The sequence below is a fragment of the Capnocytophaga sp. oral taxon 336 str. F0502 genome, from assembly GCF_000411575.1.
Classification (GTDB): domain Bacteria; phylum Bacteroidota; class Bacteroidia; order Flavobacteriales; family Flavobacteriaceae; genus Capnocytophaga; species Capnocytophaga ochracea.
This window is the reverse complement of sequence record NZ_KE150488.1, coordinates 552,220-569,666: the sequence shown is the minus strand read 5'-3', so window position 1 is coordinate 569,666 and position 17,447 is coordinate 552,220. Positions and strand designations below refer to the sequence as shown.

The window sequence follows — 17,447 nt, the reverse complement described above, 5'->3', positions numbered from 1 at the left end:
GAATGCTATGGCAATTCTTACCTCTTTTTATTATAGTTCAATACAATTAAAATATCGCAGAGAACAATTTAGGATTGATGTTTAGGCTACACCAGAACCAGTCTTGGTACCCGCGTTGGTTAGCAGTACCTTTGAGGGCTTTAGTGCCATCGTTAGCAAAATAAGTAGAGTAACCTACTTGTAACCCTATAAAAGGTTGTACTTTTAAGTTGTACACCAAGTCGATTTCACTACCGAGACTACTATGTTTCTTATCAGTTTCGAACTTAGCAGCGGGTGCAAAGAAGTGATAAGTAGCGCTGAGGTTGCTCTTTTCGCCAGTGCGCACATTGGCAGTGAGATAAGGATTGAGCAAACCTACAGAAGGAGTGAAACCTACATAGTAATAATCCATAAAGCCGTAGAACTTGTGGTTGGTACCGCTGAATGGATTAAATACCTTATCCTTACCCGAAGTGTCATCAGAGGCGTTGCCACTGAGGTAGTCTACACCAGCGGTTAAGCCAAAGATAGGAGAGAACTTGTAGCCTGCGTTCACTGCAAACATATAAGCGCTTTTATCGGCTCCTGTAGCATTTTTACCGGTTTGCATATAAGCAGAAGCTCCATAGGTCAACTGGTTACTTTTGCCAGTGTAGTGCGCACCGAAAGTTTGCATATTTTGGTCAGCACTATCATTAGTACGGTAACCTAAGTTAGCAAACAAGAGCGACAATTGGTGTGCTTCACTGATGTTGTAGTGTGCGTGAAGGGCTTGCAAGTGTTGATAATCCTGACCCAATCCTGGAGTAAAATTCTGTCCGCTGGGAGTATTTACATTTAGCGTAGGGGTCGTGGTACTTCCCGATTGGTTATAAGCAAAGAAACCGCGAAGTGTCCACTTTTCAGAAGGTGTCCAATTGAGGTTCACTGCATCGTGGCTACGTCCGGCAGGGTGCCAATCGAGAGAGCCGAAAATACGGTCGTCGTCCAACGCAATCACTTGTCTACCTACTTTTGCGCTAAGGGTATTCACAAGAGGGAATTCGGCGTAAGCCTCGAAAACTGACATACCGCCTGTTTTATCGACGGCTTGTATTTGTTGCGCTTGCCCCCAAACGTTCACGTTTTGGAGAGAAACGTACAAATGTAGACGGTCGCTATGCTTATAGTCGAAGTTTAAACGCACGCGGTTGTTGGTGAGGATAGCAGGCGATTCTCCTTCTACTAAAGGGCGATATGCCCCATTGCGGTACTCAAAACGCGGACGAATTTGTGCTGATAGCGTGAACTCGTTATCGGCAGGTGGCGGAGGAGGAGGTGTCATCATCTCTCCCATAGGAGGTTGAGGAGGAGGAACACCTTCATTAGGGGCAGGAGGATTTTCTACCTGCGCAGTTGCTAAAGAGGGGTACAAAACGAAAGCGGTACCCAAAGCAAAAAATGATAATAAATGTTTTTTCATTGGTATAGTGTTTTTAAAATGTTTTACGTTTAAAATAGGTTAAAATGCTGAAAATAAGACATAAGAGCAAGGTTTCTTATTTAGAATAACAATAAAATAAGGATATATCTTTATTTTCTTTTGCAAATGTAAGGAAACATTTTACATTTGCAACGAAAAGCAACGAAAAAAATATTTTTTATATAATGGCGACAACAGATAACAACACCCCATCTACTAAAAAAGGACGATGGTTTCGTTTCTTAATTCCCTCGTTAGTAGGGATACTGATAGGGCTTTGTGGGTATATTTTTTATATATCCAAAGCGCATTCCTATCTGTCTGACGACCCTAAGGCGTGTGTGAACTGCCATATTATGGAGCCTGAGTACGCTACGTGGATGCACTCTTCGCACGGTCGCAATACCGTGTGTAACGATTGTCACGTGCCTCACGACAACGTTTTTCGCAAATATTATTTTAAAGCGAACGACGGTCTGCGTCACGCCACGATGTTCACCTTCCGTATGGAACCACAAGTGATTAAGATGCATTCTCCAGGGCAAAGAGTGGTACAAGAAAATTGTATTCGTTGCCATAGTACTTTGGTAAGTGAAGTGCAAGCGGGCAAGGTGACTGCTAAAATGGCACACGCTGATAACGGTAAATTGTGCTGGGACTGCCACCGCGAAGTACCTCACAGCCGTGTGAGAGGGCTTAATGCTGCTCCTCATTCGCCTGTGCCTATTGTGGACAATATGCCGAACAACACTCCCGATTGGCTTGACAAAATGGTGAAAAACAGAGAAAAATCAAATAATTAAAAAAAAACGAAATATAATTTATACAGCGATGAAAAAGAAACATTGGTTAATTGCAGGTTTATTAGCAATAGTTACCTTCTTATTAGGTCTATTGGCTAATTCGATAATGAACAGATCAACAGAAGCTCAGTTAATAGCTAAAGGTGGTAATAACCTTAAAGAAGGTGAATGCCGCAATGAGCTTTACGAACCGTTCTATCCTCGTGAATACGCTTCGTGGGCAGCTACTGCCGACACTACTTTCCGCTCTAAGTATATGAGTAGTAACGATGATGATCTGCTTGAGCTACGTCCAGAAATGGTAATCCTTTGGGCTGGTTATTCTTTCTCTAAGGGATACAACGCTCCACGCGGACACATGCACGCTATTGAAGACGTTACTAAAATTCTTCGTACAGGCGCTCCTACTGATTCAACTCACTCTCCCCAACCAGGTACTTGCTGGACTTGTAAAAGCCCTGATGTGCCTCGCTTAATCAAAGAAGTAGGTGCTGAAACTTATTACAGCGCTCCTTGGGATCAATGGGGTAGCCAAATCGTAAACCCTATCGGTTGCGCTACTTGCCACGATACTAAAACTATGAAATTGCAAGTAAGTCAATTGGCTTTACAAGAAGCCTTCAAACGTCAAGGTCGCGATATCAATAAAGCTACTCATCAAGAGATGCGTTCTCTCGTCTGTGCGCAATGCCACGTAGAGTACTACTTCAAAGGTGATAAAAAATATCTTACTTTCCCTTGGGATAAAGGTATGACTATTGAAAAGATGGAAGAGTACTACGATGCAGAAGGTTGGACTGACTATGTACACCCACTTAGCCGTGCCCCTATCCTTAAAGCACAACACCCTGACTATGAACTTTCTCAACTCGGTATCCACGGACAACGCGGCGTTTCTTGTGCCGATTGCCATATGCCTTACAAAACTGATGGTGCTGTGAAATTCACCGATCACCAAATCAGTAGCCCTTTGCGTAACGTATCAGCAAGCTGCCAAACTTGTCACCGCCAAAGTGAAGAAGAATTGGTGAAAAACGTATACGATCGCCAAGATGCTGTATATGGTATGCGTATGAAACTCGAAAAACAATTAGCAAAAGTACACTTCAAAGCTAAATTCTTGTGGGATAACGGCGCTACTGAAGAACAAATGAAACCTACTTTGGCACTTATCCGCAAATCACAATGGCGTTGGGATATGGTACACTCTTCGCACGGTGCCGCTTTCCACGCTCCTATCGAATCTGAACGCCTCCTTAGCGATGGTCTTATCTATGCTTATCAAGCTGAAAATAATTTAGATGTGCTTAAAGAAAAACTAAACATCAAAACAGCTTTCGTAATGCCTGATATCAGCACTAAAGCTAAAGCCCAAAAAGAAATTGGTTTGGATATCCCTAAAGAAGAAGCTGCTAAGAAAAGATTCTTAGAAACTATCGTTCCTAAATGGATTAAAGAAGCTAAAGAAAAAGGACGCTTAGTAACCCAAAAGTAATTTAACGAATTACGAAAGACAAATAACGAGTAGGGGCGAATGTAATTCGCCCCTATTTCTTACCTCTTATCTCTTACCTAACTATGAAACAATATCCCTTCGCTATTCTCGTAGCGTGCTTATCCCTTATCATAGGGCTGATACTACAACTTACCTTAGGAAGTATCAGCAAAAGCTGGTTTAGCTTTCCTTACAATGTAATAGGAGGCTTTGCCTTTGTGGTACTCACTACAGCTGTATATTTTATTTTTAGAAAAACGAATTTTATCGTGCGCTTTTCATCAGCGCCTTTTGCTATTGTTACGGTCGTAACCCTTGGGGTACTCACCATTGGTTTGGGGAGCATCAACGTAAATCCTCAAGAGGTAGCTCATAGCTTTGTGGGCAAATTGGGCTTAGACGACCTTACCAAAACTTGGTACTTTGGTATTATCTTCGTATTGGCACTGATGAATCTTTGGTTTTCTATCCTCAAACGCTCGATGGTCTACCAACGCAAAAACATACCTTTCCTTCTCAACCACTTTGGCTTATGGCTTACAATGTTCGCTGGCGTATTAGGTCAGGGAGATATTATACGTCTGAAAATGAACCTCTATAAGGATAAACTCGAATGGCGCGCTACTACTGAAGATAATCAGATGGTAGAACTCCCCATTGCAATGGAACTCAAAGAGTTCAGTATTGATATTTATCCTAACAAACTATTTGTGATTGATAGTACAGGTTCAGCACTACCTCACGAAAAACCTCAAGGCTTTATGCTGGAGAAAGAAGGTGACTATGCAACCCTGCTGAACTGGAAAATCACCTTTCACCAATATCTTGAAAAAGCTATTCCTGATAGCGATAGTACTTACATCAATCACACAATGTGGGGTGCTACCAATGCAGCCAAGGTAACAGTGGAAGACCTTCGTACTCACAAAAAGAAAACCGATTGGATTTCTGCAGGTAACTTCCAATTTTCGCCTCGTGCCATTCATTTAGACGATGAGCATACCTTGGTAATGGCTCCTGCCGAAGCACGCAAATTCCAATCTGAGGTATTAGTATACCAAAAAGGAAAACAAGAAGTTTTAGAAGAAAAAATAGAGGTCAATCACCCTATCAGTATAGGCGGTTGGCGTATTTACCAATTGAGTTATGACGATCGTATGGGACGTTGGTCAGAGCTTAGTGTGGTAGAACTCATTTCCGACCCTTGGTTACCTGTCGTTTATGTAGGAATTTTCTTACTACTTGCTGGCGGTATTGCTCTACTCTTTGAAGTAAAAACTAAAACAGCTAACAAGTAACAGCTAACGCTGTTGTTAATTATTAATTGTCAATTGTTAATTAAAAATGTGGCATTATTTTAATCTTATAACATATATCACAGTAGCTTTGTGGCTACTTTCAGGTACGCTTATCTACAGCAAGAGCAAAGCACTTAGAGGAGTGAGTATTGCAACTCACTTGGTAGCTACCCTAACCATAGGAGGTTTTATTGTTGCCTTATGGCAAAACTTAGACCGTCCGCCATTGCGCACTCTTGCCGAAACGCGTATTTGGTATGCCTTTTTTATGGGGCTCATAGGCTGTGCTATCTATTGGCTCTATCGTCAAAAGTGGATGCTTAGCTATTCAGCAGTAATGGGTATTGTATTTGTAGTGCTTACCTACACTCACCCCGATACGATGAACAAAGCCCTGATGCCTGCCTTACAGAGCGTGTGGTTCGTGCCTCACGTAATCGTGTATATCTTTGCTTATGCGATGTTGGGTATGGCTTCACTTACCGCTTTCTATGGCATTTATCGCTATAAAAAAGGACGAGAAGTACAATCAATCTTTACTGTTATCGACCAACTCGTAAAAATAGGTTATGTATTTCTCACTTTTGGATTGCTTTTTGGAGCTCTTTGGGCAAAAGAAGCGTGGGGACACTATTGGACCTGGGACCCTAAAGAAACTTGGGCGTTTATCACTTGGCTCGGCTATTTGGTATATCTCCACCACAAGTACAATCACAAGGAAAAGAAACCTTTTCAGAGTTTCATCATTGTAGGACTTGCATTTATACTATTGCTCATCTGCTGGTTTGGCGTTAACTACTTGCCAACGGCACAAATGAGTGTACACACGTATTCAGGATAAATAATAAAAAAAGCTGTTAAGCGGGGGCTTAACAGCTTTTTTACTTGTTGTGCTACGATTTTTGCCGAAAGTTATAACTGCCCGTGTAGCTTATTCCCCCCTAGTGCCTATGGCCTAAGGTCTAGTGCCTTTTCTCTTTCTTTCGCCTCGAAACCCCGTTTTTAACATTTTTAGTGCTGTTGTATTACAGTATGAATCAACTACTTACACACCCTTTCTATACCAATCGTCCAAGATTCGTATAAGCTTCCTATAAGCTCTCTATAAGCTAACCCCACCCTCCTAACACCCTTTTTTCACCAAATTTTCTCTCAGCCCTATTCCGATTTCTTCTGTTTCCTTCCGATATACTCAAACTCTCTCTGAGAAGTTGTTTATCAATACTCAAAAAATAAAAATACGTCCTTTTTGTTGTTTTTTTTCGGCAGAGTTGCTACTTTTGCAATTTAACTACTTAATGTAGAGAATCATTTTTTTAATGTTACAAAGCAATTCTTTTAGGCATTTATTTTGGAGTTCAGTAGATAATTTCCTACAGCAAATATTGAATTTTGTAGTAGGGATTATTTTGGCTCGTATCCTCGTGCCTGAAGATTTTGGTCTTATTGGTATTGCTACCTTCTTCATTACTGTAACAAATGTTTTGGTAGAAGGTGGTTTTGGAGCAGCACTTATCAATAAAAAGAATACTACACAAACCGATTATAGCACTATCTTCTTTATAAACATAGGTTTTTCAGTCTTTTTATACCTACTCCTCTATGTCTCATCAGCAGGGATAGCCTCTTTTTTTGGTAACCCTCCTATTCAGCCTCTATTAAAGTTATTAGGACTTAACATTGTACTAGTTTCTTTTGAGCTCATACATCGCACTATACTTATAAAAGAATTAGCTTTCAGAAAGATTGCTGTTGTTTCCTTCATTTCTGTAACTATCAGTGCCGTTTGCGCTATCGTAATGGCAAAAAGAGGTTGGGGTGTGTACAGTTTGGTGTATAGAGTGCTTATTGGAGAAGCTATTACAGTAGTACTTTTTTGGATTTTAAATAAATGGCGGCCCAGTTGGTTGTTCTCTTGGCAATCATTTAAACAGTTGTTTTTGTATGGAGGGAATTTGCTGTTTTCAAACCTGCTAAATATCCTCCAAACTAATATTTACTACGTGTTTATTGGTAAGTTTTTTAGTGCAAGTGCTTTGGGTTATTACACTCGTGCAGTAACCTTTCGCGATTTGTTTTCTTCCAATATTTCTACGATTGTAAAAAAAGTAAGTTTCTCAACTCTTTCTAAGGAAGAAAATCTCAAAGCCAAAAGTGATAAGTTCTTCTTTTTTGAAAAAGTTACTTTCTTATTAGTGAGTTTTGTGAGTTGTGTACTATTTTTTGCTTCAAAGGAGATAATAATTATTATATTATCAGAAAAATGGACAGAAAGTATCCCGATATTACAAATCCTTTCCCTTTCAGGAGTCTTTATAGTGCTTTACAACTTAAATATCGATTATTTTGCGGTATTAGGTGACACTAACCAATATTTACGGATAGAACTCATCGGGAAACTGCTCATTATTCCCGTTCTTTTAATTGCCTACTGCGGAAGTTTTCAGTGGGTGCTCTACGGAATTGTAATCCACAGTGTGATAATGTTCCTTTGGGTGAGTTTCTCTCTTGATAAAGTACTCAAAGGAATTTTAAAGCATCAGTTATGGAATCTGCTGAAAGTAGCCATTATATTTGTAGGGCTATTATTGATAGCCTATTTTACCCGAGCTATTGAATTTCAAAATTTATACTTCTCTTTTGTGTTAAAATGTTTAGTGATAGGGTCGCTTTTTGCTGTGTTTTATGCAAAGGAAGTGAAACAAACTATGTATAAAAATAAAGAACTATGATTACACCATTAGGAATTTCAGAAGCGTATTTTAAGCTATTGTATAACGTTGGTTATGCACTAATGGCTATTATAGCCCTCGTTTGGGCATACCAAATGGATAGAGGTAATGAAGATAAATTACCCTCTTTTATTTCAAAACAGGCTTTACCTTTCTTTGTGCTTTATTTTATTGCGATTGTAGGGTTTAGAGACGTGAGTGTAGGTACAGACACGGTAAATTATCACTACTGGATGGCAGGCGATGTACCTCCGATTGTAAAAATAGAGGTAATGTTCAGCTGGTTGATGGCAGGATTAAGTAGTATAGGCGCTCCTTTTTCGGTATTTTTACTAATAGTTGCAGGACTTTTCTACGGAATCATAGCCTATGCTTTGAAAAACTTAAGTAACAAATACCAAGCAAATGCTTTTTTTGTTTTTTTCTCCTTCGTGTCATTGTTTTTTGCAGAGAGTTTAGCCATTAATATTATCAGACAAGGACTTTCTTTAGTTTTTTTAATATTTGCTTATAGTTTATGGGAAAGAAAGCAATACACAGCTTATTTATTTCTATTATTAGCCTTTATTACTCATACCACTGTAATAATTCCTATTGTTGTATTTCTGCTATTGCAATTAATAGCTAAAAGAATTCCATTGTACTATTTTTTAGCCTTATACGTATTGGGGATTGTTTTAGCCTATCTAAATATAGGGCTGTTAAATATTGCTTCGGTTATGGAAGTTATCTTGCGGAAAGACCCAGGGCGATTTAGTACTTATTTTCTAAATGATGATGGTTTATATCAAGTGGGATTCAAGCCACAATTTGTAGCTTTTACCACGCTATTTCTGGGGATAGGGCTCTATATGCGTAGGCAATCGTTTATGGTAGCGAGTACTTGGAGCACCTCTTACGACCAGCTTTTAAAATACTTTGTAAGCGTAAGTTTTCTGTTTTTTATGGCATTCCAGATTCCGTATTCCGACCGTTGGGGACTTTTTGCTTGGATAGCAATTCCGTTTATTGTACAGCCTTGTTTTTCAAAAGACTTTAAACCTAAGACCGCCGTGATTGCTTTTTTCATTTTGCTATACGCTTTTTTCACTTTGTACAACACTTTAAAACACGCATAGATGGTAACCATTGGACTCCCTTTTTACAATGCCGAAAAGTATTTAGCTTTAGCCATTGAATCGGTATTACAACAGACCTATACCGATTGGGAATTGTTGCTATTGGACGATGGAAGCACTGACAATTCTTTATCTATTGCTGAAAGCTATGCTCAGAAAGACAGTCGTATAAGAGTGTTATCAGATAGCAAAAATAGAAAATCGGGTTATAGACATAATCAAGCTGCTCAATTAACAAAAACTAAATATCTTGCTAAAATGGACGCCGATGATATAATGCACCCTAACCGTATTGCTCGACAAGTAGAGATATTAGAAACACACTCCGAAATAGATGTATTAGGTACCAATGCATATATCATCAATGATGATAACAAAGTGATAGGAACGCGATACCCCGTTGACTCTGAAGAAAGACTGGAACAAGTGAAGGATTTTATGCAACCTACTATAATGGCAAAGACTGAATGGTTTTTAGCAAATCCTTACGATATCGAGGCTATTCGCTTAGAAGATGCTGAACTGTGGTATCGCACCCACTCAAAATACCATTTTGTGCGTTTAAATGAGCCTTTGATGTTTTATAGAGAAGTAGGCAATAACTATTACAAGAAGTATTTTTTAGCTCAGCAAAGCAAAGCTTACATTTTTAGTAAATATCCTAATGAAGGCTATTGGAAACAGTATTTTAGATCAAACTTTCTCAAAGGTATTGTATATAGAATAGCTCATATTTTTGGTATGGAGCAATGGCTTGTGAATAGGCGCAATATAAAAATCACCCCTGTAAAACCTTATACAGCTTATCAAGATGAAAATAAAACTATTTAGAACCGCCACTGTACCCTCATCTTTAAACTCACTGCTAAAAGGGCAGTTAAAGTTCTTGAACGAGACTTTTGAGGTAACTGCTATTTCGGGTGAAGGAGAAGACTTGGAAGAGGTAAAGAGGCGAGAAGGGGTAAATACCTTTGCTATTGCAATGTCGCGCCCTATTGCTCCCTTGAAAGATTTGAGCTCTCTGCTGAAACTTTACCGCTTGTTTAAGAGCGAAAAACCTACTATAGTACATTCCATTACTCCAAAAGCAGGCTTACTGAGTATGCTGGCTGCAAAAATGGCAGGAGTACCTATCAGGATACATACTTTTACCGGACTCATTTTTCCCACTCGCAAAGGTTTAATGCAACGGCTACTCATAGCGATGGATAAGCTACTATGTTGGTCGGCTACCAATATATATCCCGAAGGTGAAGGAGTAAAAAGAGATTTACAGCGATTTCATATTACAGCAAAACCCTTAAAAGTATTGGCTAATGGAAATATCAACGGGATAGATACCGACTATTTTTCTAAAACACATTTTTCGGCTACTTATAAAGCTACTTTACGAGCATCCTTAGGCATAGGAGCCGATGATTTTGTATACGTATTTGTGGGAAGATTAGTAGGCGATAAGGGAATAAATGAATTAGTTACCGCTTTTCAAGCACTGAAACAGCAAACTATATCTCCTATAAAACTGCTATTAGTAGGCAAACAAGAAGCTCATTTAGACCCCTTGAAAACTAAAACATTAAATGCCATAAATACAGACCCTGATATTATATCCGTAAGAGAGCAAAAAGACGTACGCCCTTATTTGGTAATAGCCGACTGTTTTGTATTCCCAAGTTATCGCGAAGGCTTCCCCAATGTAGTATTAGAGGCAGGTGCTATGGAATTACCTTGTATCGTAACCGATATCAACGGTAGTAACGAAATTATTATAGAAAACAAAAACGGACTTATCGTTTCTCCTAAAAATGCAGAAGCTTTTCAAAAAGCAATGACGTTATTATTAGATGATAAGCTGTTGTATCATAAGTTAAAGAGTAATAGCAGATCTTTGATAGAACAACGATATCACAGGGAGATGGTATGGCAAGCCTTGATAGAAACGTATAATAAGTTATTAAGTGTTGCTTCTTCTAAAAAATAGTTGTACATTTGCACGACAATTTAATTCATAAAAAACTTATCTACAAATGAATATAAAAGTTAAAATAAATGACAATTTTGAGACAGTTGACTTTTCTATTGTAAAAAAGGAAGAAACAGATAACCGTTATCATTTTGTCAACAAAGAGAATGATCAGGTTTTATTGGAAGTAGAGACTGATTTAGAAAATAAAACACTTAGAATAGTTTCAAAAACAGTAGATATTGATGAGGAAGAATTCAATGAAATTAAAGGAGATGCTTTTGTTAAGATTATAGAATTGGATCAATCGGGGATTAATAATTCTGAAGGAGGTATTAGTTCTGAATACAAACCTTATGACCCTGAAAAAATAAAAGTACGTACTGATAAAATCTCGCTTGCACAAATAAGTGCGATGATAGATAATGGCGATATAGACCTTACCCCTGCTTTTCAGCGCAATTTTGTATGGGACTCTTTTAGAAAGTCAAGACTTATAGAATCTATCTTGCTACGCATTCCCTTACCAATGTTTTATTTTTCAGAGGATTTGGAAGGGCGCCTTACCATAATTGATGGTTTGCAACGTATTTCAACCATTAAAGAGTTTATGGAAAATAAATTCCCCTTAAAGAATTTGCAATACTTAGAAAATTGCGAGGGGAGATATTTTAAAGAGGAAGACAATAAGAAAGGCTTAGAAACTAAATATGTACGTTGGTTTAATCTTACTAATATTTCAGCAAACATTATAGACCCTATTTCTCCCCTTGAAGTAAAATACGATATTTTTAGGCGTATCAATACGGGTGGAAAACCACTAAATAACCAAGAGATTAGAAACTGTTTTGCAGAACAAGGATTGCGCGATACACTTAAAGCAATGGTAAGTACTGCTGAATTTAAAACAGCGACAGATAGTAGTGTGAGAAGCACTCGTATGGATGATCAGGAAATAGCCTTACGTTTTTTAGCTTTTGAGGAGCTTTTTAGTCGTGATGGTAATATCAATGATTATAGTGGCTATATGGAGAGCTTTTTAGATGATTATACAGAACGCCATAAAAAAGATACACCACAAGATTTTGAGGATAAAGTACAGTTATTTGTTAATGCAATGAAGAATGCAACTTATCTGATAGGTGGTAGATATGCTTTTAGAAAAATACTACCCGAAAGTATAAACCCTAATGCTAGAAAACAAATACTAAACAAAGCTCTTTTTGTAGTAACTTCTCTATTGCTTTCACAATATCCTTATGGGGAAGTAATTATCTATAACAAAGAAGGACAACTTACAGAAATTATTGCTGATACTATAGTTGAAGATGATCAGCTATACAATTATCTCTCATATAGCACCAACTCAAAAGCCAATATGCTATATATTTTCAAAATATTTAACGAATTATTTATTAAACATATATCAATATGATAACTCTATGTATCCAAAATTTTAAATGCTTTGAAAAGGCTGAGGTACCCATCAATCAACTGACAGTATTAGCAGGAGGAAATGGGAATGGTAAGAGTTCTGTTATTCAAGCACTTTTGTTATTGAGAAGAACTCTTGAGAAAAAAGAGGAAAATATTGAACTAAATGGAGTGTATTGCCTAAACTTGGGAAATAGTGCCAATTTAACTTCTGAATCAGAAGTAATATTTATACTAAAAGAAAATAATAAAAAAATTGAAGTATCATATAATGTTGATAAAGTGAGAGTTACTTTTAGTATAGTTCCTAATATTTTAGAAGATACCTACCAAGATAATTCATTGTCTTTTAGAGAGTTTTATTATCTTAATGCAGAGAGAATAGGTCCTAGAATTTCTCAGCCACTCAATACTTTAATTTTTCCTAATACAGGATTTCAAGGAGAGTATACAGCACAGGTTATTAAAGAGCTTGATAGATTTATAGTAGATGAAGAGCGTATTTTTACAAAAACAAATTATGGAATTAATTTCTTCCAACGTGTGAATGCTTGGTTAGCATATATATTAGAGGGGACTACCATTGAGGCTGATATTGATGAAAAGACCCATACAGCACGTATAGAAGTGACAAATACTTTTGGGAAAGCCACATTCCCTACTAATACTGGTTTTGGGATTAGTTATGTTTTACCTATTATTGTAACTTGTTTATTGGCTGAAAAAGATAGATGGGTAATCATAGAGAACCCTGAAGCGCATTTACACCCTGCGGCACAATCTAAGATAGGGTATTTCTTAGCTAAAATGGCAAGTGCTGGGTTGCGCATAGTAGTAGAAACCCATAGCGACCATATTATCAATGGTATACAGCTAGCGGTAGCTAAAAAAGAAATAGAAAGTAGTTCTATTACTATTAATTATTTTGATAAAGGAGAACTACAGCCAGAAGTACACCCTATCTCAATGAATGAGAAAGGAGAACTTGATAAATGGCCTAAGGGCTTTTTTGACCAAACAGAAATTGACTTTGCCGAACTTATAGAATTACGACGAAAATGAAATTTAACTTTTATTTAGCCAACATAGGGTATGAAAAAGCGAGTATTACTGAGTTAGAAGAGAGTTTTATAACTCTCAATAAAATAGCAGTAACGGAAGCTAAACCAGAAGACACTTTTTTAAAAAGCAAAACTTTTTTTGAAATAAATACTTCTGAGGGTAGTTTGTCTGAGATACTATTTAGTCAAGATTCAAAGTTTAAAAATAAAGAACTTTCAAAATGGGTACTCCCTAAAATGTTAGGTAAAATAAATGAGATTGAAGCAAGTTTTGAAACTCTTAATGAAATAGACATACATTGTCCTGATGAATACAATGCTTTTTGGGGAGCGTGCTTTGAAGAAGAAAATGAGCGACATATTGACGCAGAAGAGAAATATCACTCATTTAAAGAGCAAAAAGTACAAGAAATAACGAAGGGGATTGAGATTTGGGAAAGACGGTCGTTGCTTTTTAAAAGAATAGAGTTATGTCCAGGAGTAAAAACTCAATTGAAAAGTATAGGATATACAGAACAAATATTGGAAAAACTACGGATATTAGATAAGTATTGTCAGGATTATTGGATAGGAGGAAGTTTTATTTATAATGATGCTAATCAGCGAGTAGCCTTAAAGATTTCACCTGAATCAGATCCTACAATGAATGATGCTAAGAAGAAACAAATGCGGATGTTCAAACTACCTAATGGTAAAACAGAATGTTTTGAATTGCATATAAAAACAGGTGATTTGCGCTTTCATTTTTTTCCTGATAATAATAGTCTCAAAATATACATAGGTTATATAGGAACTCATTTACCAACATAAACCATAAAAAATACATTATTAAAATGATAAAAAAATATATAACTCTTTTAGGGCTCTGCTTTACTGCATCACTACACGCACAACAACAACCTGTGGATTATATCAATCCGCTTATTGGTACTTCTAATTTTGGTGCTACGCACCCTGGGGCTATTGCTCCGCGCGGTATGCTTAGCATTTCGCCCTTTAACGTGGCTTTCGATACTACAGGGGTAAAAGCTCCGCTCGAAAAAGATAGTCGCTGGCTTTCCAACCCTTATGTAAATGAAAATAAATTCTTCACGGGGCTTACTCACGTGAACCTCAGCGGGGTGGGCTGTCCTGAACTGGGGGTGATTATCGCAATGCCTACCACTGGCAAATTGGAGGTAAATCACTTAAAATACGGCTCATCCTACCAAAATGAGGTGGCTAAAGCAGGCTATTACAGCAATTTCCTCACCAAATATAATATCAAAACCGAAGCTACTGCCACCACCCGCGCAGGTATCACTCGCTATCACTTCCCAAAAGGAGAAGCTAATTTGCTCATCAATCTCGGACTCGGACTCACCAACGAAAAGGGTGCGATGCTCAAATTCGTATCGCCTACCGAGGTGGAAGGAATGCGTATGGTAGGGACTTTCTGCTATAACAGTCCGGAGCTAGCATATCCAGTATATTTTGTAGCCAAAGTAAACAAAGTAGCCCCTTCTTATGGCGTTTGGCATCAGCCAGAAAAACATCAAGGGGTGGAAGCTCAATGGATGTGGTATAACGGCGAAACTCGCCTCAAAGAACAATTCGCCCGCGAGGTAGTAGGCGATAGTATAGGGGCGTATTTCCGCTATAAATTTGATAAAGATGAAGTCGTGGAACTCAAAGTGGGTATTTCGTACGTGAGCATAGTCAACGCCCGTGAAAACCTTGAAAAAGAGATAGGCAACCGCACTTTCGACGAGGTGTATGCCACCACACGCCAAACCTGGAACGATGCTCTCCACGCTACTGTAGAAGGCGGTACCGACGACCAAAAAACGATATTCTACACAGCGCTCTATCACGCGCTTATTCACCCCAACCTACTGAACGATGTGAATGGCGATTACCCTGAGAGCAAGACTAACAAAATAGGCAAAAATCACCAGCGTTATACGGTGTTCTCATTGTGGGATACCTATCGCAATTACCACCAATTGCTCACCCTGCTCTATCCCGAACAGCAACTGCAAATGGTGCGCACGATGCTCGATATCTACAAAGAAAGCGGTTGGCTGCCCAAATGGGAACTCAATTCAACCGAAACCTTTACGATGGTAGGCGACCCTGCCAGCATAGTATTAGCAGATACTTACCTGCGCGGTCTCACCGATTTTGACATACAAACTGCCTACGAGGCGATGCTCAAAGGAGCGAATACGCTTGAAAACAACCCTATACGCCCAGGGGTGAAAGAGTATTGGAAACTGGGCTACCTGAGTGTAGATGGAGGTGTAAAAGGCCCCGTATCAACTACCCAAGAGTACAACGCAGCTGACTTTGCTATTGCGCAAATAGCTAAGAAGTTAGGCAAAAAAGCCGATTACGAGAAGTTTAACAAACAAGCCTATTCGTATAGAAAATTATTCGACAAAGAAACCCATTTATTGCGTCCGCGTCACGCCAATGGCAAATGGTATGCGCCTTTCAATCCCGAAAGTGGGGCTAACTTTGAAGAAAATGTAGGCTATATCGAAGGCAATGCGTGGCAATACGTATATATGGTAACCCACGATGTAAAAGGAATGATTAAGCTAATGGGCGGTGAAAAACCTTTTGAAAAGCAACTCGACCATATTTTCGACAGTAAACAATACGATATGGCAAACGAACCCGATATTGCCTATCCGTATCTCTACAACTTCCTAAAAGGCAAGGAGTGGAAGACCCAACAGAAAGTAGACCAACTCATCAATGAGTATTTTCAAAACAAACCTGCGGGACTCCCAGGCAATGAAGATACAGGGGTAATGTCGGCTTGGCTCATTTATGGAATGGCAGGCTTCTACCCTATTACCCCCGCTGAGCCTAACTACACTTTCACCTCGCCTAAGTTTACTAAAATCACCCTCAAACGCGACCCACAGTACTATCCTGCTGGTGATTTAGTAATAGAAAGTAATGCTTCGCCTGAAAACATTTACATTAAGAACATTTACATCGACGACAAGCCTTACAAATCCTATTTTATCAGTCACGAGGCGCTAAAAAATGCAAAGAAAATACGATTTGAGTTAGGTAAGAGATAAGAGGTAAGAGGTAAGAAAAGCGTCACTACACTTTGCCAAAGTCTGAAACTTTGGCAAAGTTAAAAATGAAGAATTGTACAAAAATAGGTTTAAGATTGAACAAGTCAATGATTGGCTTGATGGATATAAAGGTTTGATAATGAGATATAGGGTTTATCTCCAAGTTCCTCAAAAAAGTTTAAACACGTTTTGATAACAATAATGATCATACAAAAATTCCTTTATAGATATATTATATACCTAGTTTCAGTATTTTTTATATCTTGCAATAACCAAAATAAGAATACTCACACAAATAATCAAAATAATTCTTTACAAAAGCTGAAAGATACTATCATATTAGATGGCTCAACAGAAGGAGAACAAATCTATTTATATATCAATAAAATCACTCTTGATTCTATTATAGAGAGTGAAATTTTAGGTGAAACAGGAAAGGAGAGGTATTCATTTACCTTCAATAATCAACTAAAAAAAGCTAATCATATTCTTTATTCTTATGAAAAACCTATATACCTTTCAAAGAATATAAAACTTAAGGTGAGTAAAGAAGAAGATTTATATTCTTCTAAAGAAGTAAAACAAAAATTAAATAAAAAATTTATGTTATATCATAATATCTTTTTCCGAAAAAAGATAGATTGTAAATGGTTTGGAAAATACACTTTAACACTCAATCAAAATAATGATGATTGGAGAGAAATTTATGATATTAAGATTGATATCTCAAAAGATTCTATAGTTTATGAAGCAAAAGGATACCAATTATATCAGAGATTTCTATTATCTGGAATCTCGAAAAAAGATACTTTATTTTTGTATATTAGCAATATAGAGGACAATATAGGAGGTGTTAATTTTGACGAAGAATCCAAAATTATAATGAAGGGAGAACAATTCTTTATAAAAAATGCGTATATTAATTCCTTATCAAAAAAAACTAATTCATCTTATAAATTGGAAAAAGAGAGACATAAGTAATTCGCCGCTGGCGCGATCTTATAACTTGTGCCAAACAAATT

General features: G+C 37.7%; 14 protein-coding genes. 13 read left to right on the top strand and 1 reads right to left on the bottom strand.

All coding sequences use genetic code 11. The annotated features are described in order from the left end of the window. Positions 1-46: 46 nt before the first annotated feature. Positions 47-1,444: an alginate export family protein gene (locus HMPREF1528_RS02495; RefSeq protein WP_016478511.1), complete on the bottom strand. Its 1,398-nt coding sequence runs from the start codon at positions 1,442-1,444 to the stop codon at positions 47-49. Between the two features lie 185 nt (positions 1,445-1,629). Here HMPREF1528_RS02495 and nrfH point away from each other — a divergent pair, with 185 nt between their 5' ends. The 13 genes from nrfH (at position 1,630) to HMPREF1528_RS02430 (ending at position 17,406) form a co-directional block, all read left to right on the top strand. Then, positions 1,630-2,247, top strand: coding sequence for a cytochrome c nitrite reductase small subunit (gene nrfH / locus HMPREF1528_RS02490; RefSeq protein WP_016478510.1), 618 nt, complete (start codon positions 1,630-1,632; stop codon positions 2,245-2,247). A gap of 28 nt (positions 2,248-2,275) precedes the next feature. Next, a complete protein-coding gene (nrfA, locus tag HMPREF1528_RS02485) occupies positions 2,276-3,742 on the top strand; it encodes an ammonia-forming cytochrome c nitrite reductase (RefSeq protein WP_016478509.1) in 1,467 nt (488 codons plus the stop codon). Between the two features lie 83 nt (positions 3,743-3,825). Continuing rightward, positions 3,826-5,040 (top strand): cytochrome c biogenesis protein ResB, encoded by a 1,215-nt coding sequence (locus HMPREF1528_RS02480; RefSeq protein WP_016478508.1) that lies wholly within the window; start codon positions 3,826-3,828, stop codon positions 5,038-5,040. A 46-nt stretch (positions 5,041-5,086) separates the two neighbouring features. After that, positions 5,087-5,881 (top strand): cytochrome c biogenesis protein CcsA, encoded by a 795-nt coding sequence (gene ccsA, locus HMPREF1528_RS02475; protein ID WP_016478507.1) that lies wholly within the window; start codon positions 5,087-5,089, stop codon positions 5,879-5,881. A 478-nt stretch (positions 5,882-6,359) separates the two neighbouring features. Continuing rightward, positions 6,360-7,772: a lipopolysaccharide biosynthesis protein gene (locus HMPREF1528_RS02470; RefSeq protein WP_016478506.1), complete on the top strand. Its 1,413-nt coding sequence runs from the start codon at positions 6,360-6,362 to the stop codon at positions 7,770-7,772. Next, positions 7,769-8,890 carry an EpsG family protein gene (locus HMPREF1528_RS02465; RefSeq protein ID WP_016478505.1) on the top strand — a complete coding sequence of 374 codons (1,122 nt, stop codon included), beginning with the start codon at positions 7,769-7,771 and terminating at the stop codon, positions 8,888-8,890. The genes HMPREF1528_RS02470 and HMPREF1528_RS02465 overlap by 4 nt, the downstream gene beginning before the upstream one ends. Next, positions 8,891-9,721, top strand: a complete 831-nt coding sequence (locus HMPREF1528_RS02460; protein ID WP_016478504.1) for a glycosyltransferase family 2 protein — start codon at positions 8,891-8,893, stop codon at positions 9,719-9,721. It begins immediately after the preceding gene. Continuing rightward, positions 9,702-10,871: a glycosyltransferase family 4 protein gene (locus HMPREF1528_RS02455; RefSeq protein ID WP_016478503.1), complete on the top strand. Its 1,170-nt coding sequence runs from the start codon at positions 9,702-9,704 to the stop codon at positions 10,869-10,871. The genes HMPREF1528_RS02460 and HMPREF1528_RS02455 overlap by 20 nt, the downstream gene beginning before the upstream one ends. A 46-nt stretch (positions 10,872-10,917) precedes the next feature. After that, positions 10,918-12,288, top strand: a complete 1,371-nt coding sequence (locus tag HMPREF1528_RS02450) for a DUF262 domain-containing protein (RefSeq protein WP_016478502.1) — start codon at positions 10,918-10,920, stop codon at positions 12,286-12,288. Further along, positions 12,285-13,349: a DUF3696 domain-containing protein gene (locus tag HMPREF1528_RS02445; RefSeq protein WP_016478501.1), complete on the top strand. Its 1,065-nt coding sequence runs from the start codon at positions 12,285-12,287 to the stop codon at positions 13,347-13,349. Before HMPREF1528_RS02450 ends, HMPREF1528_RS02445 begins: the two co-directional genes overlap by 4 nt. Then, entirely contained in the window at positions 13,346-14,158 is an 813-nt protein-coding gene (locus HMPREF1528_RS02440) for a hypothetical protein (RefSeq protein WP_016478500.1), read from the top strand. Before HMPREF1528_RS02445 ends, HMPREF1528_RS02440 begins: the two co-directional genes overlap by 4 nt. A gap of 23 nt (positions 14,159-14,181) precedes the next feature. Further along, positions 14,182-16,425 (top strand): GH92 family glycosyl hydrolase, encoded by a 2,244-nt coding sequence (locus HMPREF1528_RS02435; protein WP_016478499.1) that lies wholly within the window; start codon positions 14,182-14,184, stop codon positions 16,423-16,425. A gap of 201 nt (positions 16,426-16,626) precedes the next feature. Continuing rightward, a complete protein-coding gene (locus HMPREF1528_RS02430) occupies positions 16,627-17,406 on the top strand; it encodes a hypothetical protein (RefSeq protein WP_016478498.1) in 780 nt (259 codons plus the stop codon). Positions 17,407-17,447 lie beyond the last annotated feature (41 nt).